At 71.5% G+C, this 21,317-nt stretch carries 23 protein-coding genes; 17 read left to right on the forward strand and 6 right to left on the reverse strand.

Annotated elements, in window-relative coordinates; translation table 11 throughout:
• Positions 1-123 precede the first annotated feature (123 nt).
• Genes ACQPZF_RS14415 through ACQPZF_RS14460 form a run of 10 tightly spaced genes read left to right on the forward strand, consistent with a single transcriptional unit; the run spans position 124 to position 9,426 of the window.
• Positions 124-639 (forward strand): D-glycero-alpha-D-manno-heptose-1,7-bisphosphate 7-phosphatase, encoded by a 516-nt coding sequence (locus tag ACQPZF_RS14415; protein ID WP_433271910.1) that lies wholly within the window; start codon positions 124-126, stop codon positions 637-639.
• The gene (locus ACQPZF_RS14420; RefSeq protein WP_433271911.1) at positions 636-1,637 is read left to right on the forward strand and encodes a glycosyltransferase family 9 protein; all 1,002 of its coding nucleotides are present in this window, start codon (positions 636-638) and stop codon (positions 1,635-1,637) included. The genes ACQPZF_RS14415 and ACQPZF_RS14420 overlap by 4 nt, the downstream gene beginning before the upstream one ends.
• Positions 1,634-2,503, forward strand: a complete 870-nt coding sequence (locus tag ACQPZF_RS14425; RefSeq protein ID WP_433271912.1) for a glycosyltransferase — start codon at positions 1,634-1,636, stop codon at positions 2,501-2,503. Before ACQPZF_RS14420 ends, ACQPZF_RS14425 begins: the two co-directional genes overlap by 4 nt.
• Complete coding sequence (locus ACQPZF_RS14430; protein ID WP_433271913.1) at positions 2,503-3,714, forward strand: glycosyltransferase; 1,212 nt, start codon at positions 2,503-2,505, stop codon at positions 3,712-3,714. The genes ACQPZF_RS14425 and ACQPZF_RS14430 overlap by 1 nt, the downstream gene beginning before the upstream one ends.
• Positions 3,711-4,286: a D-sedoheptulose-7-phosphate isomerase gene (locus ACQPZF_RS14435; RefSeq protein WP_433271915.1), complete on the forward strand. Its 576-nt coding sequence runs from the start codon at positions 3,711-3,713 to the stop codon at positions 4,284-4,286. The genes ACQPZF_RS14430 and ACQPZF_RS14435 overlap by 4 nt, the downstream gene beginning before the upstream one ends.
• Positions 4,283-5,566, forward strand: a complete 1,284-nt coding sequence (gene rfaE2, locus ACQPZF_RS14440) for a D-glycero-beta-D-manno-heptose 1-phosphate adenylyltransferase (protein ID WP_433271916.1) — start codon at positions 4,283-4,285, stop codon at positions 5,564-5,566. The genes ACQPZF_RS14435 and rfaE2 overlap by 4 nt, the downstream gene beginning before the upstream one ends.
• On the forward strand, positions 5,567-6,247 hold the full coding sequence (locus tag ACQPZF_RS14445) for an SDR family oxidoreductase (RefSeq protein WP_433271917.1): 681 nt from the start codon (positions 5,567-5,569) through the stop codon (positions 6,245-6,247). It begins immediately after the preceding gene.
• Positions 6,238-7,434: a cytochrome P450 gene (locus ACQPZF_RS14450; protein ID WP_433271918.1), complete on the forward strand. Its 1,197-nt coding sequence runs from the start codon at positions 6,238-6,240 to the stop codon at positions 7,432-7,434. The genes ACQPZF_RS14445 and ACQPZF_RS14450 overlap by 10 nt, the downstream gene beginning before the upstream one ends.
• Before the next feature lie 29 nt (positions 7,435-7,463).
• Positions 7,464-8,927: an aminotransferase class I/II-fold pyridoxal phosphate-dependent enzyme gene (locus ACQPZF_RS14455; RefSeq protein WP_433271919.1), complete on the forward strand. Its 1,464-nt coding sequence runs from the start codon at positions 7,464-7,466 to the stop codon at positions 8,925-8,927.
• A gap of 16 nt (positions 8,928-8,943) precedes the next feature.
• A complete protein-coding gene (locus tag ACQPZF_RS14460) occupies positions 8,944-9,426 on the forward strand; it encodes a DUF6328 family protein (RefSeq protein WP_433274558.1) in 483 nt (160 codons plus the stop codon).
• A gap of 25 nt (positions 9,427-9,451) precedes the next feature.
• On the opposite strand, the gene ACQPZF_RS14465 is transcribed toward ACQPZF_RS14460, so the two are convergent.
• The 3 genes from ACQPZF_RS14465 to ACQPZF_RS14475 form a co-directional block, all read right to left on the reverse strand.
• Positions 9,452-10,126, reverse strand: a complete 675-nt coding sequence (locus ACQPZF_RS14465; protein WP_433271920.1) for a DUF6766 family protein — start codon at positions 10,124-10,126, stop codon at positions 9,452-9,454.
• 82 nt (positions 10,127-10,208) lie between these two features.
• Positions 10,209-10,565, reverse strand: coding sequence for a hypothetical protein (locus tag ACQPZF_RS14470; RefSeq protein ID WP_433271921.1), 357 nt, complete (start codon positions 10,563-10,565; stop codon positions 10,209-10,211).
• 17 nt (positions 10,566-10,582) lie between these two features.
• On the reverse strand, positions 10,583-11,758 hold the full coding sequence (locus ACQPZF_RS14475) for a zinc-dependent alcohol dehydrogenase (protein ID WP_433271922.1): 1,176 nt from the start codon (positions 11,756-11,758) through the stop codon (positions 10,583-10,585).
• Positions 11,759-11,835: 77 nt separating this feature from the next.
• On the opposite strand from ACQPZF_RS14475, the gene ACQPZF_RS14480 reads away from it, so the two are divergent.
• Positions 11,836-12,657, forward strand: coding sequence for an SDR family oxidoreductase (locus ACQPZF_RS14480; protein WP_433271923.1), 822 nt, complete (start codon positions 11,836-11,838; stop codon positions 12,655-12,657).
• Here the strand turns inward: ACQPZF_RS14480 and ACQPZF_RS14485 are convergent.
• Complete coding sequence (locus tag ACQPZF_RS14485; RefSeq protein ID WP_433271924.1) at positions 12,629-13,033, reverse strand: ChaB family protein; 405 nt, start codon at positions 13,031-13,033, stop codon at positions 12,629-12,631. The genes ACQPZF_RS14480 and ACQPZF_RS14485 overlap by 29 nt on opposite strands.
• Before the next feature lie 45 nt (positions 13,034-13,078).
• Between ACQPZF_RS14485 and ACQPZF_RS14490 the strand changes: the two genes are divergently transcribed.
• From ACQPZF_RS14490 to ACQPZF_RS14515, 6 genes are all read left to right on the forward strand, one after another.
• Positions 13,079-14,461 (forward strand): aldehyde dehydrogenase family protein, encoded by a 1,383-nt coding sequence (locus ACQPZF_RS14490; protein WP_433271925.1) that lies wholly within the window; start codon positions 13,079-13,081, stop codon positions 14,459-14,461.
• 574 nt (positions 14,462-15,035) lie between these two features.
• Positions 15,036-15,767, forward strand: a complete 732-nt coding sequence (locus tag ACQPZF_RS14495) for a helix-turn-helix transcriptional regulator (RefSeq protein ID WP_433271926.1) — start codon at positions 15,036-15,038, stop codon at positions 15,765-15,767.
• Positions 15,768-15,925: 158 nt separating this feature from the next.
• Positions 15,926-16,255 carry a lactococcin 972 family bacteriocin gene (locus tag ACQPZF_RS14500; RefSeq protein ID WP_433274559.1) on the forward strand — a complete coding sequence of 110 codons (330 nt, stop codon included), beginning with the start codon at positions 15,926-15,928 and terminating at the stop codon, positions 16,253-16,255.
• Positions 16,256-16,346: 91 nt separating this feature from the next.
• Positions 16,347-18,317, forward strand: coding sequence for a hypothetical protein (locus ACQPZF_RS14505; protein WP_433271927.1), 1,971 nt, complete (start codon positions 16,347-16,349; stop codon positions 18,315-18,317).
• Positions 18,318-18,332: 15 nt separating this feature from the next.
• Positions 18,333-18,989: an ABC transporter ATP-binding protein gene (locus ACQPZF_RS14510; RefSeq protein WP_433271928.1), complete on the forward strand. Its 657-nt coding sequence runs from the start codon at positions 18,333-18,335 to the stop codon at positions 18,987-18,989.
• 52 nt (positions 18,990-19,041) lie between these two features.
• Complete coding sequence (locus ACQPZF_RS14515; protein WP_433271929.1) at positions 19,042-19,389, forward strand: hypothetical protein; 348 nt, start codon at positions 19,042-19,044, stop codon at positions 19,387-19,389.
• Between the two features lie 72 nt (positions 19,390-19,461).
• Here the strand turns inward: ACQPZF_RS14515 and ACQPZF_RS14520 are convergent, their stop codons facing one another.
• Both ACQPZF_RS14520 and ACQPZF_RS14525 read right to left on the reverse strand, forming a co-directional pair.
• Positions 19,462-20,064, reverse strand: coding sequence for a response regulator transcription factor (locus tag ACQPZF_RS14520; protein WP_433271930.1), 603 nt, complete (start codon positions 20,062-20,064; stop codon positions 19,462-19,464).
• Entirely contained in the window at positions 20,061-21,212 is a 1,152-nt protein-coding gene (locus ACQPZF_RS14525) for a sensor histidine kinase (RefSeq protein WP_433271931.1), read from the reverse strand. The genes ACQPZF_RS14520 and ACQPZF_RS14525 overlap by 4 nt, the downstream gene beginning before the upstream one ends.
• Positions 21,213-21,317 lie beyond the last annotated feature (105 nt).

The raw sequence follows: 21,317 nt of genomic DNA on the forward strand, positions 1-21,317 counted from the left end.
CCTCTCCTCTTGTCGACTGCACACCACAGGTACCCCGGGGGCCCGCGCCCCACACATGGGTGACAGTCAGTAGCGCTTCGCCGGAATGGGTTTGCGAGCCGGCTCACCGGCTAACTCTCCTCTGTGGACCAGTACCCCCAAGCCGTGTTGTTCGACCGGGACGGCACGCTCATCCGCGACGTGCCGTACAACGGCGACCCGACGCGTGTCTCGCTCATGCCGGGTGCCGTGGAAACGGTGGGTGAACTGCGGAAACTGGGTGTCCGGACGGGTGTGGTGAGCAACCAGTCCGGGATCGGGCGCGGGCTGCTGTCCTGGGAGGGCGTCGCCGCGGTCAACGCGCGGGTCGAGGAGTTGCTGGGCCGGTTCGGCACGTGGCAGCTTTGTCCCCACCACCCCGACGACGGGTGCGCGTGCCGGAAGCCCCGGCCGGGGCTGGTGCTGGCCGCGTGCGCGGCGTTGAACGTCGATCCATCGCAAACGGTGGTCATCGGCGACATCGGGGCGGATGTGGACGCGGCGCGGGCCGCCGGGGCGTTCCCGGTGTTGGTGCCGACGCCGCGGACGTTGCGCGCGGAGGTCGACCGCGCTCCTTGCGTGGCCAAGGATCTCGCGAGTGCGCTGGCGGTGATCCGGTGAGCGCGACGCGGATTCTGGTCGTCCGGCTGGACAGCGACGGGGACGTGCTGCTGGCCGGTCCGGCGGTCCGCGCCGCCGCCGCGGCCGGCGAAGTCGTGTTGCTGTGCGGGCATTCCGGGGCGCAGGCGGCCTCGCTGCTGCCCGGTGTGGGACGGATCGTGCGGTGGGACTGCCCGTGGATCGTGTCGCCGCCGCCGGCGGTCCAGGAGTCGGATATCGACGGGATCGTGGCTCTGCTCAACGGGATTCGCGTGGACGTGGCGTTGATCCTGACGTCGTTCCACCAGAGCCCGTTGCCGTTGGCGCTGTTGTTGCGGCTCGCCGGGGTGCCCCGGATCGTGGCGCGTTCCACCGACTACCCCGGCTCGTTGCTGGACGTCCGGCTCCGCGACGACCCGGACGTGCCGGAGTCGGAGCGGGCGCTGAGCGTGGCGCGGGCGGCCGGGTTCGAGCTGCCGCCGGGTGACGACGGCAAGCTGGCCGTGGTGCCGCCGCCGGAATCGTCCATTCCGTCCCCTTATGTCGTGCTCCACCCCGGCGCGTCCGTGCCGGCGAGAGCGTGGTCGCCGGACCGGTCCGCCGAGGCGGCGCGAGCGCTTTCCGAGGCAGGGCACCGGGTTGTGGTGACCGGTGGGCCGGGGGAGACGGCGTTGACCGCGCACGTCGCCGGCGCCCACGCGGTGGATCTCGGCGGGCGCACGACGTTCGCCGAGCTGGCCGGGGTGCTGGCCGGCGCGGAAGCGGTGGTCGTGGGCAACACCGGCCCCGCGCACCTCGCCGTCGCCGTCGGCACGCCGGTGGTGTCGCTGTTCGCGCCCGTCGTGCCCGCCGAGCGGTGGGCTCCGCACGGGCGGCATGTCCTGTTGGGCGACCAGAACGCGCCGTGCGCCGGCTCCCGGGCCCGCGAGTGCCCGGTGCCCGGCCACCCGTGCCTGGACCGGGTGTCACCGGCCGAAGTGGTCGCCGCCGTAGACGAGTTGGTTGGGGTGCGGACGTGAAGGTGTTGCTGTGGCACGTGCACGGGTCGTGGACGAACGCTTTCGTCCGGGGCGGACACGAGTACCTGCTGCCCGCCCCGCCGGACGGGATAGGGCTCGCCGGTCGCGACTGGCCGTCCGCGCGTGAGGTGCCGCTGTCCGAAGTGGACGCCGACGTCGCGATCGTGCAGCGGGTCGAAGAGCTTGCCCAGGTGCCACCGGGCATTCCGGTGATCTACCTGGAGCACAACACGCCGTCCGCGCCCAGCCGGCGGCACCCGATGGCCGATTGGCCCGGACTGCTGGTGCACGTCACGCACTTCAACGAGCTGATGTGGGACTGCGGGACGACGCGGACGGTCGTGGTGGAGCACGGTGTGGTCGATCCGGGCCACCTCTACACGGGGGAATTGCCGCACGCGGCCGTGGTGGTGAACGAGCCGGTTCGCCGGGGGCGGGTTGTGGGTACGGACCTGCTGGAGCGCTTCGCGGCAGTGGCGCCGCTCGACCTCTACGGGATGGGCACCGAACAGCTCGGCGGCCACGGCGACCACCCGCTGGACTCGCTGCACCGGGAGCTGGGGCGACGGCGCCTCTACCTGCACCCGGTGCGGTGGACCTCGCTCGGCCTGTCGCTGATCGAGGCGATGCACGTGGGCCTGCCGGTGGTGGCGCTCGCGTGCACGGAGGTCGTGCGGGCGGTGCCGCCGGAGGCGGGCGTGGTGTCCACCGACGTGGCGGAACTGGCCCGCGGCATGGCCGCGCTGATCGCCGATCCGGCGCTGGCGCACGAGCACGGCAAGCAGGCCAGGGAGTTCGCACTGGCCCGATACGGCCTGGACGCGTTCCTGCGGAACTGGGACCGGTTGTTGGCGGAGGTGAGTTGATGAGGATCGCGATGGTGTCCGAGCACGCGAGCCCTCTGGCGGCGCTGGGAGGCGTCGACGCGGGAGGACAGAACGTGCACGTGGCCGACTTGTCCGCCGCGTTGGCGAGACTGGGGCACGAGGTCACGGTCTACACCCGCCGCGACGACCCGGAGCTGCCCGAGCGCGTGGCCACCGGTCAGGGCTACGACGTGGTGCACGTGCCCGCCGGGCCCGCCGAGTCGGTCCCGAAGGACGAGCTGCTGCCGTACATGGGTGATTTCGCCCAGTTCCTGCGGAAGCGCTGGCGTGCCGAGACCCCGGACGTCGCGCACGGCCACTTCTGGATGTCCGGCCTCGCCGCCGTGCTCGCCGCGCGCGACCTGAACGTGCCGGTGGTGCAGACCTTCCACGCGCTGGGCGTGGTGAAGCGGCGGTACCAGGGCAGCGCCGACACCAGCCCGCCGGAGCGGGTCGCCACCGAGCGGCTGATCGGGCGGGAGGTGGACCGGATCGCCGCGACGTGCGGCGACGAGGTGTTCGAGCTGATCCGCATGGGCGTGCCGCGCTCGCGCATCTCCGTGGTGCCGTGCGGGGTGGACCCCCGGCTGTTCCAGCCGGACGGCGAGCAGGCCCGGCGGAGGCTGCCGCACCGGCTGGTCGCCGTCGGCAGGCTGGTGCCGCGCAAGGGTTTCGCGGATCTGATCACCGCGTTGCGGTCGCTGCCGGACACGGAGCTGGTGATCGCGGGCGGCGCGGCGGACATGAGCGCGGACCCCGAGGCGCGGCGGCTGCTCGACCACGCGCGGACGCTCGCCGTCCGCGACCGGGTGCGGCTGGTGGGCCAGGTCTCGCGGTCCGACATGCCCGCGCTGCTCAGGTCGGCCGACGCCGTGGTGTGCGTGCCGTGGTACGAGCCGTTCGGGATCGTGCCGCTGGAGGCCATGGCCTGCGGTGTCCCGGTGGTGGCGTCCGCCGTCGGCGGGCTGACCGACACCGTGGTGGACGGGGTCACCGGCGCGCTGGTGCCGCCGCGGCAACCGGTGGCGCTGGCCAGGACGCTGCGGTCGCTGCTGACCGATCCGGCGCGGCGGGAGGCCTACGGGTTGGCCGGCGCGGACCGGGTGCAGGTCCGCTACACGTGGGACCGCGTCGCCGAGGACACCGAGCGGGTGTACCTGCGGGCGGGCGCGGGTCGGACCGAGGCAGTCGCGGTGGGAGGTGCGCGGTGAGCGTCGAGCGGCACTTGCAGGGGTTGGCGGAGTCGCTGGCCGGGTTGCGCGCCCAGGCGCCCAGGATCACGCGCTGGGGCGGGCTGCTGGCGCGCCGGCTGGCGGACGGCGGCCGGCTGCTGGCGGCGGGCAACGGCGGATCGGCGGCGGAGGCGCAGCACCTCACCGCCGAGCTGGTGGGCCGGTTCCGGGACGACCGCGCGCCGTTCTCGGCGATCGCGCTGTGCTCGGAGACGTCCAGCGTGACCGCGATCGGCAACGACTACGGGTACGAGCAGGTGTTCGCCAGGCAGGTCACCGCGCACGCCCGACCCGGCGACGTGGTGGTGCTGCTGTCCACGAGCGGCAAGAGCCCGAACCTGCTGGCCGCCGCGCGCGCCGGACGGGAGGCGGGCGCGCGGGTGTGGGCGTTCACCGGTCCCGCGCCGAACCCGTTGGCGGCCGAGGCGGAGGAAACGCTGGCGCTGCCGGGTGAACCGGCCAACGTGCAGGAGGCCCAGCTAGTCGCGGTGCACGCGTTGTGCGCGGCGTTCGAGGCCGCGCTGCCCGCCGCCTCCCGGAGGGTGTCGTGAAGCTGGCCGTCGTGGGCGACTCGCTGCTCGACATCGACATCGAGGGCGCCGCCGAGCGGCTGTGCCCGGACGCTCCGGTGCCCGTGCTGGACGTGCACGAGGAGCACGTCCGGCCGGGTGGCGCGGGGCTGGCCGCCGCGCTGGCGGTGCGGGACGGGATCGACGTGACGCTGGTGACCGCGCTGGCCGACGACGCCGACGGGGTGCGGCTGCGGGACGCGCTGGCCGGGGTGCCCGCGGTGATCGGGCACACCCCGGCGGCCACGTCCGTCAAGGCCCGGCTGCGCAGCGGCGGGCACTCCATCGCCCGGATGGACCGGGGCGGCGGCCGTGGACAGCCGTCCGTGACGGACGAGATGCTCGACGCCGTCCGCGACGCCGACCTGGTGCTGGTGTCCGACTACGGCCGCGGGCTCGCGGCCGACGAGCGGCTGCGGGACGTGCTGGCCCGCCTGCCGGTGGTGTGGGATCCGCACCCGCGTGGCCCCGCGCCGACGCCCGGCGCGCGGCTCGTGACGCCGAACCACAGCGAGGCGGACAGGTTCAGCGGCGAACCCGACGCGGCGGACGCGGCGCGGTCGCTGCGGGACCGCTGGGCGGCCCGAGCCGTCGTCGTCACGCTGGGAGCCAACGGGGCTCTGCTGCACACGGGCGGCACTCCGGTCGCGGTGCCCGCGCCCCGGGTCGCGGTGGTCGACCCGTGCGGCGCGGGGGACAGGTTCGCGGTCACGGCCGCCGCACGGCTCATGGCGGGTGCGGCGGTGGACGACGCGGTCGCCGCCGCGGTGACGTCCGCCGCCGAATTCCTCGCCCGGGGCGGCGCTTCGGGCTTCCGCCCGATTCATCTGTCCACAGTGGACGGAACGCGGGCGCGTGGCGGCGTGGTGGTCGCGACCGGCGGGTGCTTCGACCTGTTGCACGCCGGTCACGTCCGGACGCTCGAAGCGGCCCGCGCGCTGGGCGACTGCCTGGTGGTGTGCCTCAACTCCGACGAGTCCGTGCGGCGGCTCAAGGGCCCGGAGCGGCCGGTGACCCGGCAGCACGACCGGGCGGAGGTGCTGCGTGCCCTGGGGTGCGTGGACGAGGTCGTGGTGTTCGGCGAGGACACCCCGGAGCGGATGCTCGCCGAGCTGCGGCCGGACATCTGGGTGAAGGGCGGCGACTACCGCGCCGAATCCCTGCCCGAGGCCGACCTGGTGCGCACGTGGGGCGGACGGACCGTCGTCGTGCCCTACCACCGGGGGCGGTCGACCACGGAACTGCTGGCGAGGAGGGGCTGAATGCTGGGCCAGGTGCTGGTGACGGGTGGCGCGTCCGGACTGGGCGCGGCCGTGGTGCACGCCGTCCGGGAACTCGGCGGGCAACCGCTGGTGCTGGACAAGGCGGCGCCCACGTCGGACGAGGTGGCCGACTTCGAGTCGGTGGACCTGAGCGACACCAGGGCGGCGGAGCACGCCGTCCGGGCGATCGCGGACCGCAACGGCGGCCTGCGGGCCGTGGTGACGGCGGCGGGCACGGACGCGTGCGGCAGGCTGGACGAGGTGCCCGCGGGCGACTGGGACCGCGTGGTGCTGGTGAACCTGCTCGGCACCGCCGCCGTGGTGCGCGCCGCGCTGCCGTACCTGGACGGCGGGCGGGTGGTGACGGTCGCGTCCACCCTCGGCCTCAAGGCGGTGAGCGACGCGACCGCCTACTGCGCCTCGAAGTTCGGCGTGGTCGGCTTCACGCGGGCGCTGGCGGCCGAGACGGCGGGCCGGGTGGGCGTGACGCTGCTGATCCCCGGCGGGATGCGCACGCACTTCTTCGACGACCGCGCCGAGCAGTACCGGCCGCCGGACGACAGCAGGCTCAACCCGCCCGAGCACGTCGCCGACGCGATCGTGTTCGCGCTGCGCCAGCCGCCGGGGTGCGAGGTGCGGGAACTCGTCGTGGCGCACAGCGAGGAGGGGTCGTGGCCGTAGCATCGCGGCGCGACACCGGCCGTGCGCTCGCGAAGATCCTGCTGCCCACGCTGGCGAAGGGCGTCATCGTGCGCCGCCGGTCGGCGACGGCGCTGGCGGAGAAGGTCCAGGCGGACGCGACCGCCATCGACACCATGAAGTCGTTGCGGGAGCGGTACGGGCCGGCGCCGCTGCGGTTGCGGGTCACCGGGCGGAGCGTCGCGCTGGTCCTCGACCCGGCCGACGTGGGCCGGCTGCTCGCCGCGTCGCCGCAGCCGTTCGCCTTGGCCACCAAGGAGAAGCGCGCCGCGCTGAACCACTTCCAGCCGGACGGCGTGCTGGCGTCGCGGGGCGAGGAACGGGAGCGGCGCAGGCGGTTCAACGAGGAGGCGCTGCGGCCGGAGAAGATCGACGTGGAGTCGGTGGTGCTGGACGAGGCGGATCTGCTGACCCGCCACGTGACGAGCACCGGCGAGCTGACCTGGGACGCCTTCGCGCAGACCTGGTGGCGGGCGGCGCGGCGGATCGTGCTGGGTTCCGGCGCGCGCGACGACGAGGCGTTGACCGACGACCTGAAGACGTTGCGGCAGAACGCCAACTGGGCTTACCTGCACCCCCGCCGGAACCGGCTGCGGCACCGGTTCGAACGGCGGCTGCGCGAGCACCTGGAGCGCGGCGAGCGCGGCAGCCTGGCCGGGGTGGGATCGCCGGACGAGCTGGTCGGGCAGGCGCCGCACTGGCTGTTCGCGTTCGACGCGGCCGGGATCGTGACGATGCGGGCGCTGGCGATGGGCGGTTCCGGGCCGGCGGGGGTGCTGGAGTCGGCCCGGCTGTGGCCGACCACGCCGGTGATCCTGCGGGAGAGCACCGCCCCGACGAAGTGGCGGTGCACGTGGCTGCCGGAGGGAACCACGTTCATCGTGTTCACGCCGTATTTCCACCGGCAGTTCGGGGACGAGTACCGGCCGGAGCTGTGGCCCACGTCGGAGCCGGCGCTGGTGCCGTTCAGCGGAGGTCCCGGCGTGTGCCCGGGACGCGACCTGGTGCTGGTGAGCGGCGGTCTGATGCTGGACACGCTCCGCGAGCACCTGGCCGTGCCGACCTTGGGACCGCCGCTGCCCGCGACGCTGAACCACTTCGCGCTGACGCTGCCCGCGACCCGGAAGGCCGGGGCTGTCCGCGACCCGGACGTAGGACACCGGGTTTGACTCCTCGGAAGAGGTGGCACACGAGGCTCATGGACCATTCTCAGGCGCCTGTTCTGGACGCGATCGCCGAGTACCACCGACAGGGGCACGTCCCGTTCATCCCGCCCGGCCACAAGCAGGGCCGGGGCGTGGACCGGCGGGTGCTCGACGTGCTGGGCGAGGACGTGTTCCGGTCCGACATCATCATGATGAACGGCCTGGACGACCGGATGATGAGCCAGGGCGTGCTGGCCAGGGCCGAGGAGCTGATGGCGGACGCGGTGGACGCGGACCACGCGTTCTTCTCCACCTGCGGCAGCTCGCTGTCGGTGAAGACGTGCATCATCACCGTCGCCCGGCCGGGGCAGCAGATCCTGGTGTCGCGCAACGCGCACAAGTCGGTGATCGCCGGAGTGATCATCAGCGGCGTCGAGCCGGTCTGGGTGCACCCGCGCTGGGACGCGCACTGGCAGTGGGCCTACCCGCCGTCGCCGGAGGACGTGGCCGACGGGTTCTCGCGTGCGCCGGACGCCGCCGGGATGCTGCTGATCACGCCGACCGACTACGGGACGTGCGCGGCGATCAGGGCCACGGCGGACGTGTGCCACCGGCACGACAAGCCGCTGATCGTGGACGAGGCGTGGGGCGCGCACCTGCCGTTCCACCCGGACCTGCCGTCGTGGGCGATGGACGCGGGCGCGGACCTGTGCGTGACCAGCGTGCACAAGATGGGCTCGGGCCTGGAGCAGGGCTCGGTCTACCACCTGCGCGGCGACCGGGTGGACCCGAAGGTGCTCAAGCTGCGGGCCGACCTGCTGGACACCACCAGCCCGTCCGCCCTGGTCTACGCCGGTCTCGACGGGTGGCGGCGGCAGATGGCGGAGAACGGCAAGGCGCTGCTGGAAGGCGCCCTCCGGCTGGCCGCGGCGGTCCGGGGCCGGCTGCGCGACCTGGTGACGGTGGTGGAGCGCGAGCACGTGGTGAGCCCGGACCGGGCCGACGACCACGACCCGCTCAAGATCATCATGGACCTGTCCGAGCTGGGCATCACCGGCTACACCGCGAACGAGTGGCTGCGCGAGCACCACCAGGTCGACGTGGGGCTGTCCGACCACCGCCGGATCGCCGCGCAGATCACCGTGGCGGACGACGAGGAGAGCGCGTTGCGGCTGGTCACGGCGATGACCGACCTGGTGGCGAAGGCCGCCGACCTGCCCCGCGCCAAGCCGCTCGACCTGCCCGAGCCCGGCGAGCTGGAGCTGGAGCAGGCCATGCTGCCGCGCGCGGCGCACTTCGCCGAGGCGGAACACGTGCCCGCGCGGGAGGCGGTCGGCCGGATCTGCGCCGAGACGCTGAGCCCGTACCCGCCCGGCGTGCCGGCCGCGCTGCCCGGCGAGGTGATCACCGAGGCCGTGGTCGACTACCTGCTCAGCGGGCACGAGGCGGGCATGTACCTGCCGGACCCGACGGACCCGTCGCTGCGCACCATCCGGGTGGTTGACCGCGCACGTTGACGGGTATTCGGTGCCGGTGAGCGAAGCCGAGCTCTCCGACCAGCGGCGACTGGCGCGCAACCTCAACGAGCTGCTCCAGGAACTCCGGGTGGCGCAGGCCGGCGTGCAGATCCTGTTCGGTTTTCTCCTGTCGATCGCGTTCACCGAGCGTTACGCGTCGGCCGACAGCTACGTGCGCGTCACGCACATGATCACGGTCCTGTTCGCGGCCGGATCCGTGTCGCTGCTGACCGCACCCGCCGCGTGGCACCGCATCCTGTTCCGCCGCGGTCGGCGGGAGGACATCATCGAGGTGGCCAACCGGTTCGCGGTGGTGGGGATGGGGTGCCTGGCCCTCGCGATGACCGGGACCATCCTGCTGTTGGCCGAGGTGGTGATCGGCGGTTGGCCGGCGATCGTGCTCGGCGCCCTGGCCGCGGTCCTGTTCGGCACGCTGTGGTTCCTGCTGCCGTGGCGGGAACGCTGCCAGGACACCGTCGACGCCGAGGATCTGGACTGAGGTCCGGCGCGCGGAGTCTCCGTAGCTAGCCGGACTCGTCGGTGGTGTTGTGGGGCGCGCCGACCGGTTTCGATTCCGAGGAGCCGCGTTGGCGCAGGTACACGCTGAAGATGGCCATCGAGCCGATCGCCAGGAACTCCGACTGCCAGTTCTGCAACGACCGGTTCCAGAAGTCCGCCGACAGCACGTAGTCCCACCACGACACCGGGTCCTGGAACTGGACGAGCTGCTCGTTGTTGTACGCGCTGCGCCCCGCGATCGACTGGGTCAGCCACGAGCCCAGGAACAGGCCCAGCATCACCAGTCCGAGCGAGTTGGAGTACAGCCTCGTCCGCCACCCGCCCGCCCGCGCCCACGGCGGCGACTCGCGTTTGAGGTGCGGGCCGAGGTACTGCTGCTCGTCGGACTCCGGGCCCAGCCGGTCGGCGGGCTTGGACTCGTTGGAGCCCCGCTGCATCAGCCAGACGGTGGCGAAGATGAACAGGAAGAACTGCAAGTACTCCGACTGCCAGTTCTCCGCCACGTCCACCGCGAAGTCCGACGACAGCACGTACTGCCACAGCCCGATCGGGTCGCCGCCGTCCGTCAGCCGCCGCGCGTTGACCTCCGCGTTGCCCGCGAACGCCTGCCCCACCAGGGAACCGAGGAACAGCAGACCGAACACGAGGCCGAGACCGTTGTCCCGCAGGAACCTCTTCACAGACCCATCACCCCGATGACGCTGAAGCACACCAGCAGCCCGACCACGCCGACCAGGTAGACGTAGAACATCCCGCGCTGGGTCACGGCCCGCCCACCTCGCACGAGTAAGGGCGGTCGGGCACGGGTTCGCAGCCCGCGCCCGAGATCCGCCAGCCGGACGACAACTCCCGCAGGAACAGGGTGTCGGAGCTGGTGCGGACGCGCCCCGCGTCGCCCCAGACCTCGACCTCCTCGACCGTGCCACCGGGAATGTCCACAGTGGAGCAGTCGACGTCCTCCTTGGCCCGCTCGGTCAGCAGTTCGCACATCCGCGCCGAGTCGCCGGCCGCCACCGCCGAGACGAACTCGTCCGCCGTGCGCCGGGCGAGGTCCCCGGTGCCCGAGCCGCAGCCGCCCACCGTCAGCACCGTGGCCAGCAACACCAACCTCCGCGCCATGATCGGACGGTGGCCCCTCATGGCTGCAACAGCACTTTGACCGCGTTGTCCCGCTTGCGCTGGAACATCTCGTACGCGTGCGGGGCCTCGGTGAGCGGCAGGCGGTGGGTCGCGAAGTCCTCCGTGCCCAGCGGGTCGTCGTCGCCCAGCAGCGGCAGGATGTCGTCCACCCAGCGCCACACGTTCGCCTGGCCCATGCGGAGCTGGATCTGCTTGTCGAACATCGTCAGCATCGGCAACGGGTCCGCCATCCCGCCGTACACGCCGATCACCGAGATCGTCCCGCCGCGCCGCACGATGTCGATCGCCAGCCGCAACGCGTGCAGCCGGTCGATGCCCGCCGTCTTCATGAACCGGGCCGCGATGGCGTCCGGCAGCAGCCCCACGGCCTGGTGGCCGAGCTTCGCCACGGGCGCGCCGTGCGCCTCCATGCCCACCGCGTCGATCACGGCGTCCGGCCCTCGTCCGCCGGTCAGGTCGCGGATGTGGTCCACCAGGTGGCTGTCCCGCACGTCCAGCACCGTCACACCCCGTGCCCGCGCCCGGTTCAGCCGTTCGGGCACCAGGTCGACGCCGATGACCGTGCTCGCGCCCCGGTGCCGGGCGACCCGCGCCGCCATGTCGCCGATCGGACCGAGCCCGAGCACGACGACGCTGCCCTCGCCGACGCCCGCGTATTCCACCGCCTGCCACGCGGTCGGCAGCACGTCCGACAGGTAGACGAACCGGTCGTCCGGCGGGCCCTCGGGCACCTTGATCGGCAGCGTGTTCCCGAACGGCACCCGCAGGTACTCGGCCTGCCCGCCGGGCACCTGCCCGTACAGCTTGGTGTACCCGAACAGCGCGGCGCCCGAGCCCTGCTCCCGCACCTGCGTGGTCTCGCACTGCGACTGGAGCCCCTGCCCGCACATGAAGCACGAGCCGCACGACACGTTGAACGGGATCACCACCCGGTCACCGGGCCGGAGGGCGGTGACGTTCCCGCCCACCTCCTCGACCACGCCCATCGGCTCGTGGCCGAGGATGTCGCCCTCATCGATGAACGGACCCAACACCTCGTAAAGGTGCAGGTCGGAGCCACAGATTCCACTGGACGTGATGCGCACGATCACGTCGGTCGGCTCCTTGAGCACCGGGTCGGGGACCTCGTCCACGCGCACGTCCCGCTTGCCGTGCCAGGTGACGGCCTTCATGGATTTTCTCCCTTCCTCTTCCGGGGGGCGTTCCCTGGACCGGGTGTCGCAAACGTGGTCGGGGGTACCCGGCCGCCATGGGCACTCCACTTCCAGAAGACCGCAGGGGCGCGCCGCTGCGCGCCGTGGTGACCGGGTCGGACTCGGGCATCGGCGAGGCCATCGCGGTGGCCTTCGCCGGCGGTGGCGTCGACGTCGGCATCACCTACCACCAGGACGCCGACGGCGCCGCGCACACCGCCGAGCAGGTCCGCGACCTGGGCGTCAAGGCGGCCGTGCGCCAGTTGGACCTGGGCGACCTGCCCACCGCGACGGCCGTGGTGGACGAGTTGGCCGCGGAGCTGGGCGGCATCGACGTGCTGGTCAACTGCGCCGGCACGGGCACCGCCACGAAGGCCATGGACATGGACTTCGACACCTGGCGGCACGTGCTGTCGGTGGACCTGGACGGCGCGTTCCTGTGCTCGCAGCGCGCCGCCCGGCACATGATCGAAGCGGGCAAGGGCGGTCGGATCATCAACATCACCTCCGTGCACGAGCACGCCCCGCGCGTCGGCGCGGCCCCCTACTGCGCGGCGAAGGCCGGCCTGGGCGCGTTGACCAAGGTGCTGGCGCTCGAACTGGCCGAGCACGACATCACGGTCAACTCCGTCGCGCCGGGCGAGATCGCCACGCCGATGACCGGCCAGGAGGACGTGGACCCGCGCACCCAGCCCCGGCCCGGCTACCCGCTCGGCCGCCCCGGCCACGCGAAGGAGGTCGCGGCGGTGGTGGCGTTCCTGGCCACTCCGGCGGCCGGCTACGTGACCGGGGCGTCGTTCGTGGTGGACGGCGGGATGCTGCTGATGGGACCGCAGGCGTCCGGGATGCTCACCGACTCGAACTGGCGCGAGCCTTAGTCTTCTTCTGGTTGGCCTTGTCGATCGCCTTGACCAGCTCCTGCTTGGTCATGGTCGACCGGCCGGGCACGTCCAGCTTCTTCGCCAGGTCGTACAGGTGCTGCTTGCTGGCGTTCGCGTCCACCCCGCCGGCCGTCTTGCCCTGCTTGGGCGTGCTGCGGGCGGCCTGCTTGTCCGACGGGCCTTTGTGATCCTTGGGCTCCCAGTGGTCGCCGACCTTCTCGAACGAGTGCTTGAGCGCCGAGAAGGCCGTGCGGTGCGAGCGTTCGCCCTCCCCGTAGGACTCGACGGCCGAGTCGTGCGCCTTGATCCACGTGCGCTGGGCCTTCTTCGACGACCGCGCGACCGTGCTGGGCAGTTCCTGGCGTCCGGGCATGGCCCCTCCTGTGTTTCGGTTGGGCGCCTCGGGTACCCGATCGCCATGACGGACATGCGTGCCCTCGACATCCACAGTCCGCTCGACGGCCGGCTGGTGGGCTGGCTGCCCGCCGCGTCGGAGGAGGACGTGGCCGGCGCGGTCCTCACGGCCCGTGCCGCGCAGCCCGGCTGGGCGGCCACCCCGGCGGCCGAACGGGGCGCCGCCCTGCGGTCGGCGGCGGCGTCGGTGCGGGCGCACGCGGGGGAGCTGGCGAACCTCGTGGAGGCCGAGACCGGTCGGCCGTTCGGCTCCGCGCAGGAGGGTGTGCTGGCCGGCGTGTCGACCTTGGAGCAGTACGCCGAGCTGGGTCCGGTCCACCGTGGACGGTCGCTGCTGGGCTCGTGGGACGCGACGGACTTCATGGTGCCCGAGCCGCGCGGCGTGGTGGTGGCGCTGACCCCGTGGAACGACCCGGTGGCGGTGGCGTGCGGACTGCTCGGCGCGGCGCTCGTGACCGGCAACACGGTGGTGCACAAGGCGAGCGAGCGCTGCCCGCACGTCGGGATGCTGCTCGGCCAACTGATGTCGCCCGCGTTCCCGGACGGCGTGTTGCAGAGCCTCACCGGGGACGGTTCGGTGGGCGCGCGACTGGCCGCCGACCGGCACGTGGACCTCGTCGCACACGTCGGCGGCACCGCGACGGGCCGTTCGATCGCCGCCGCGACGGCCGCCACCGGGGCCAAGGCGCTGCTGGAGAACGGCGGCAACGACCCACTGGTGATCGACTCCGACGTGGACCCGGAGTGGGCGGCCGAGCAGGCGGCGCTGGGCGCGTTCACCAACGCCGGGCAGTTGTGCACGTCGGTCGAGCGCATCTTCGTCCACGAGGAGATCGCGCCCGATTTCCTGGACGCCCTGTGCCAGGCCGCCCGCTCGTGGACACCCCAGCCGCTGGTCGACGCACGGCAACGCACCCACGTGCACGAGCACGTGTCGGAGGCGGTCGCGGACGGTGCGACGGTGCTGACCGGCGGATCGGTGCCGGACGGCTCGGGCTCGCACTACCCGGCGACCGTGCTGGGCCGCTGCACGCCCGACATGAGGGTGATGCGCGAGGAGACGTTCGGCCCGGTCGCGCCCGTGCGGGTGGTGGAGTCGTTCGAGCAGGGCCTCGCCGAGGCGGCGGTGGACGAGCACGGGTTGGCGGCGACGGTGCTGACCGGGTCGATGGCGCACGCACAGCAGGCTTGGCGGACGCTGCCGGTGGGCACGGTGAAGGTGAACGCGGTGTTCGGCGGTGCTCCGGGTGGCGCGGCCCAGCCTCGGCGGATGTCCGGGACCGGGTTCGGGTACGGGCCGGAGTTGTTGGACGAGATGACCACCATGAAGGTGGTGCACTTGGGTCAGATCCAGCCTTCGTCTCAGGCGAGGCGGGCGGCTTCGTAGCGGGTGCTGGTTTCGGTGTGACGCGCTGAGCCTGAACCTGCGGCCCCACATCCGCCACGAGGCTATCAAGAATCGAGATGTGGCACACAGCCGCTACGGTGAACTTGTCGGGACGCTGTCGGGGGCAGGTCGTACTGCGAGATACCGCTTCCTCGGGTTCTTACGTGCACAACCGCCGAACGGGCCGTTCCATCGGCCGGGTGCGTGCACGGAGTGTGACACCGGCTTTCGTCAACAGTGAACGTGGAGTCGGCTGTATCCGTTGCGGTTCAAAACCCTTGTTGCCCGGAGTGGTCGTGTTGATACCGTCGTGTCGGCGGAGGCGCCGGCCTAGCCGAGGTGGACTATTTTCGCTCGACAGTGAGGGCTCCGATTTGTGTCCTGATCGGAGCAACTTCACCAATTGAGACGACGATCCGTGGTCGAATGATGTGTGCTGCTGAACCTGGGTAGTTCTTTTCGGTGGTCGTCGTGAAGATCAATTGACCCCGTTCGGTCGCAGGTATAGCCTGGCTCGGCTCGCGATCGTGGTCGGGTGCGATGGGAGGGGGTTCGGCGTGGGGGGAAATAGGCTGTGAGAGGTGATTCGTCACCGGAGTATGTCGCCGGGTTCGATCCGGGCGTACTGGTGCGTATTCTCGTCGTGGTTCGAAATCCAGTACTCGGTGCGGGCGTGGCTGCGGTTCTCGGCAAGCGGGGCAACGTGGAGACGATGGTCTTTCCGGACGGGGCACGGGTCACCGCCGAAGGTATCGGCGCAGAATCTCCTGATGTCGTCATCGTGGACGTCGGTCGGAAACGGGATTTGCGTGAATTGCTGAGGATGCGAGCGGAGAGGGTTATCTCTGGGGTTGCCGTCGTGGCGGTGCTCGTAGATGACCGTTCGACATTCGAAGAGATGTCGGATTTGTTGCAGTCCGGCGTGGACGGCATTGTCTCGGCCGAGGACAGGCCTGCGCATCTGGTGGATGTGGTGGAGGTCGTTCGCGGCGGTGCGCGATGGATCAGCCCAGCCCTGGGAGTGCGGTTGCTGGACCACTTGGCGGAACGTTGTCTCGTGCACGTCCGGGACAGTGGAGCGGTCGATGTCCCGTTGACCCCGAGCGAGCGGACGGTGTTGCGCATGGTTGCCGACGGGCACACTGACCGCCAGATCGCGGGGCGGTTGCAGCGCAGCGAGCGCACAGTGAAGTACCACCTGGGGAACCTGTTGGCGAAATTCCAGGCCAGCAACCGGGCGCACCTCGTCAACCTGTCCATTCGGGCGGGTGCGCTGCCTGTCGGCTTCCCGAAAGTGCAGGGTTGAACTGGTCGAACGACACGGGATTCGGTCGACTCGACGCGCTTGACTCGTGCTGCCGCCCAACGCGGTGGCCCGAGATGTGGCACGGAAGCCACGTCCGGTGTCGTGACCCCGGGGTCGTGCAGGGGTCGGCCTTTTGAGGAGGACAGTCCGTGAAGCAGATGATCAAGACCGCTTTGACCGCGGTGGCATTGGCCGCTGCGGTGATGGGAGCCGCCGCGACGCCCGCGAGCGCATGGGTCTCGGTGGGAAAGAACACCCAGTATCCGTCGTCGGGTGGCACGTGGGAGTACGGCTTCTGGGACGTGAAGCTCCGTTCGTACTACAACGTGGGCGTGTGCCACGGGTCCACGGTGATCAGGTACATCGACGGTTCGGAGACCTCTCGTTCCAGAAGCGTCGACACGGCCGGCGGTCAAACGTCCATCGCGGAGATCAGCACCGTGAACTCCCCTGGTCTGGAAGCCAACTACTACTACCGGACCTGCTGAATCGTTGGTACTCCGGCCCCGGTGAACGCACACGCCGGGGTCGGAGTACGCTGTTGATCGCCAGTTCGACAGGAACTCCGGGGGAGAGCCGTTGTACCAGCGGGTCGTCGCGATCGTCGCGGGAGCGCTGTTCGCATTATTGGCATTGGTGGCGATCATTGTCACCGATATGCACGACCGGGAGTACCCGCAAGCCATCGGCGCGCACGGCCGGGTGGGGCTGGATTTCGGGGCTTCACCGCTTTCCGACGCGCAAGCGTTCGACCGACTGGCTGAACTGGACGCGGAGCTGGGGCTGGGCCTGGTCAAGATAGCGCCCGACCTGGCCGGTGACGGCGAAGTGGACCGCAAAGTCTTCGTCAGCTTCGCCGACCGCACGACCACCGAATTCGATTGGTTCAGTGGAGGAACGGCGCAAGTGATCGGCAGGGAACGCCTGGCCAATTCATACGCCGACGGTTCCTACCTGCTGACGGGTGACGGTTCCCGGGTCGACGAGTTCGTCGCGGCGTTATCGGCCGAGGGCGTGGTGGTCCGTGCTCGGACCGCTTCGGTTTCCGAGTCGTTCGAATTCGTGGTGAACGAGGGCAGTTTCCTGTCGGCGGTTCTCGCCGCATTCGCGATGATCGTCGCATTGGCGTTGTTCTGGCTGTCGATGAAGGCCCGGGGCCGGGCGCTGCGGGTGCTCGGCGGCTGCCCGGTGTGGCAGATCCATGTGCAGGACCTGAGTGGTTTCGCGGGGGCGTTGGCCGTCTCGGCGGCGGTGGTCCTCGCCGCTTCGACGGTCTATGTGGGTCTGGCCTACGACTGGCTTTACGTCGGGACGTTCGTCGGCGTGCTGGTCGGACTGCAACTCGCGGTGACCGCCGCGGCCCTGCTGGCCGTGGTGGTCATGTCGGCCACCGCGTGGCCCACCGTCACCATGCTCGCCATGCGGCAGCCGGCTGTGCGCAGCCTGCGGACCGCCGCCGTGGTCGTGCAGGCGCTGTCGTTCCTGCTGGTCGTGTCGTCGGCGGGCCCCGCCTGGACGGCCTATCGGCAGGCGTCGGCGACCGCCGCCGACACGGCGATGTGGCGGCAGCTCTCCGACCAGGTCGGCATCGAGTTCGGCCTCGGCGAACAGGAGATGGTCGCGGTCGAGGCCGATTTCGGCAAGGTGGTGCAGGACGCGGAGTCCCGCGGCGTCGCCGCGCTGTCCTACACCTTCGCGGAGCAGGCCCGGCCTGCCGGGTTGGTCGACTACTCCGCCGTTGCGTTGGTGAACCAGCGCTGGCTCGACCTGGTCACCGAAGGCGCCGCGCAACCCGCGCTGGAACCGGTGCCGCGGGCCGAGGCGCTGGAGAACACCCGGGGCCTGGCGGCCACGCTGGAGCTGTGGTCCCGAGACGGTTCGCCGGGTGAGGAAGTCCTCGCGGGGATGCGGTTCTTCCGGCCCGTCCAGGGTTACCGGCTCCCAGTCGCCCAAGGCGGTGGTGGCGGGCAGCTCGTGTTCCTCGACGACGTCCTCGTCGCGGTGCTGTCCTCCGCTCACAGCGTGGTCGACGACAGCAACCTGACCTCGATGGCGTCGACGCGCAACCTGGTGTTCAGCGGGGTGGGCGCGACGCAGGAGTTGTTGCAGCGCAACGGGTTAGGCGTTGACTCGTTGTGGGGACGGGGGATCACCGGGCAGTTGCGGGTGATCTACATCGCCGAGGACGGCATCCTGCTGGCGCAGTTCACCGCGTACGTCACGTGGCTGCTCAACCTGGCCCTGGCCGCGCTCCTGGTCGCCTTCGCCGTCGCCGCCGCGATCAGCGCGCTGATCACGGCGCTGCTGCACGCCAAGCGCGATTTTCCGTTGCGGTTGGCCGGCCGGTCGTGGGCCCATGTCCTGCGGGGCCGCGTCGCTGGAGAAGTCCTGGTCGGGGTTGGCCTTGTCGGCCTCGCTCTGCTCTTCCAGCGGCCCGAGGGGATGGCGGCGGTGCTCGTGGTCGCCGCCGTCGGGTTGCTGATCGTCCCGCTGTGCCACGTGCTCGCCGCCCGCTGGTGCTTCGCCGGCGTCGGCCGGCGTCGGATCTGATCGGAGACTGCGCGGATGTTGGTGCGAGCCGAAGGCGTCGGCGTGGCCATTGGCGGACGGGCCGTGCTCGACGGGGAGACCCTGCGCTGTGCGCCGGGGACGATGACGGCCCTGGTCGGTCCCAGCGGGTCCGGCAAGACGACACTGCTGCACTGCCTCGGGCTGCTGCTGCCGGTGGACCGAGGCCGGATCGTGATCGGCGACGACGACGTCACGGGGTACGGCGCCGCGGCGCGGCGGCGGTTCTGGCGCGATCACGCGGCGTTCGTGCTGCAGGACTACGGGATCATGGACGAAGAGTCCGTGGCGTTCAACGTCACCATGAGCGCGGGTCTGTTCGGCAGGCGGGCCACCGGGGACCTGGACCGGTTGGCGCGCGTGCTGGAGCAGACCGGCCTGGGTGGTCGTGAGGAGGAGGTGGCGAGCCACCTCAGCGGCGGGGAAAAACAGCGGCTCGCGCTGGCCCGCGCCATCTACAAGCAGGCCGAGGTGGTGTTCGTCGACGAGCCGACCGCGTCGCTCGACGCGACGAACCGCCGCAAGGTGATCGACCTGTTCGCGGACTTCGCCGCCGGTGGCTGCACGGTGATCGTGTCGACGCACGACGCCGAGATGATCGAGGCATGCGGGTCGCGGTACGAGATCGGCAGTGCACGTGCGGTCACGGCATGATCAGCCGGGGATCGCGATTCGGGTCGACGCAGGGGAGTGTGCGGTGAAAGCGATGTCGAAGATCGTCGTCGGGGTGGTCGCGGTGCTCGTCGTCGGCGGAGGTGTCGCCGTGGCCCGGTACGGCTTCGGGTCGTCCTCGACGGACGCCCACCCACCGTGCGACCAGTTGCCCAGCCCGACCGAGGTGTCCGCCGGGCTGACCGGGAACAAGGAGTTGGCCGACGAGATCAGGGCCGTGGGCGGTGACGTCTCGGTGGACGTCGGCACTCCATGTGACGGAGACCGGAACCGTGCGCTGATCCAGGTCACCTACGGATCGGCGGACGAGCGTGAGGCGGTTCAGCGGCTGCTGTCCGCCGGGACGGGCTTCGGCGTCCCGGTGCACCTGGTCGAACGATAGCGCGGTATCCCGGAGGATCGTGGCTGTGGGCGGCTGGTTGTCCGCGAGCCTTCTCAACGTGGTGCGCGTGGCTCAGATCCAGCCTTCGTCCCAGGCCAGGCGGGCGGCTTCGTAGCGGGTGCTGACGCCCAGTTTCGTCATGGCGGACGACAGGTAGTTGCGCACCGTCCCGGTGGCGAGGTGCGCTTCCCGCGCGATCACGGTCACCGTGCCGCCGCGCAGGGCGTGCCGCAGGACGTCGAGTTCGCGGGTGGTCAGGGGGCAGGCGTCCTCGGTCAGGGCGGCGGCGGCGATCTCGGAGTCCACGTAACGGCGGCCGGCGTGCACGCCGCGCAGGATCGAGGCGAGCTGCGACGCCGGCGTCGTCTTGGGCACGAAGCCCCGGACCCCCGCGCTGAGCGCCCGCCGCAGCACACCGGGCCGCGCGTGCCGGGTCACGATGACGACCGCGACGCCCGCCAACTCCCGCACGGCCTCGGCGGCGAGCACCCCGTCGCGCCGGGGCATCTCCAGGTCGAACACCGCGATGTCCGGCAAGTGGGCGCGCACGGCGGCGACGGCGGCGTCCCCGTCGCTGGCCTGCGCCACCACGGACAGGTCGTCCTCTAGTTCGAGCAGCGCCGCCAGCGCACCACGGATCAGGTCCTCGTCGTCGGCCAGCACGACCCGGATCACGACCGGACCAGCCCGACCAGCTCGAACCCGTCCGCGCCCGACGAGCCCACCTCGATCTGCCCGCCCACGGTCGCGAACCGCTCCCGCAGCCCGGCCAGCCCGGCGCCGTCGAACCCGAACCCGGCACCGTCGAACCCCATTCCGACACCGTCCTCGGACCGGACCCCGTCGTTGCTCAGCCGAACCCGGACCTGCCCGTCCGCCACGCTGATGTCGACCGCGCACCGCCGCGCCCGGCTGTGCCGCAGCACGTTCGTCGTCCCCTCCCGCACCAGTGCCCCGAACAGCGGCTGCAACGGCGGCGGCACGTCGGTCGCGTCGCCGGACACCGCCGTCTCGATCCCGGCCGCCCGCAGCACGCCGACCGCGTTGGTGATCTCCGTGCCCAGACTGGCCCGCCGGTAGCCCTGCACGACCGCACGGGTCTCCCGCAGCGCGGTCCGGGCCAGCTCGGCGATCTCGTCCGCGTGCTTGCGCGCCGCCGGGTCGTCCCGCCCGATCAGCCGGGCGGTCAGCTCGCCCTTCAGCGCGATCGCCTGGAGGTGGTGGCCCTGGATGTCGTGCAGGTCGGCCGCGAACCGCAACCGCTCCTCCGCCACGGCCAGCGCTTCGGACGTCTGCCGCGCCCGGTCCACTTGCAGCACCGCGTCCCAGAACCACAACTGCGCGAGGTCGGACAGCACGAACGCGCACACCAGCACCACCGGCAGCACCAGCGAGCCGACCATGTCCGGCGAGCGCAGCACCCCGCCCGCGAGGATCGCGGCGACCGTCCCCGCGGCCACCAGGACCCACCGCGACCCCGCCGGCCGGTTGGCCACGACGTGCGCGATCACGGCGGCCGGCAGCAGGTACCACGCCATCGGCACGGGCGTCTGCGTCCCGGCGAACGCGAGCGCCCCGAGCGCCACCGCGAACGTCGCCAGGTGCTCCCACGTGCGCCGCTCGTCCCGCCCCAGACCGCCCATCGCCGTCCGCAGGTACCGGGCGTGCTGCACGCTGACCACCACGACGGCAGCCGCGAGCCCCGCGGTGCCCCACCCGTACCGGCCGGTGGACATGTCGAAGGTGGTCACGGCCGCGACCATCACGCCCGCGCCGACCACCGACCACCAGGTCCAGCGGCGCAGCGTGCTGATCTGTGTCACGTCACGAATCTACGAGCCGAACCGCCCTGGTGTCTGCTGACATCTGTCACATGATCCGGTGCGCGGCGGCACTGACGGCGCGCCCGTGCCGTCGCGAACATGGTC

Origin of the sequence: Actinosynnema sp. CS-041913, from assembly GCF_050942485.1 — a bacterium.
Lineage (GTDB): Bacteria > Actinomycetota > Actinomycetes > Mycobacteriales > Pseudonocardiaceae > Actinosynnema.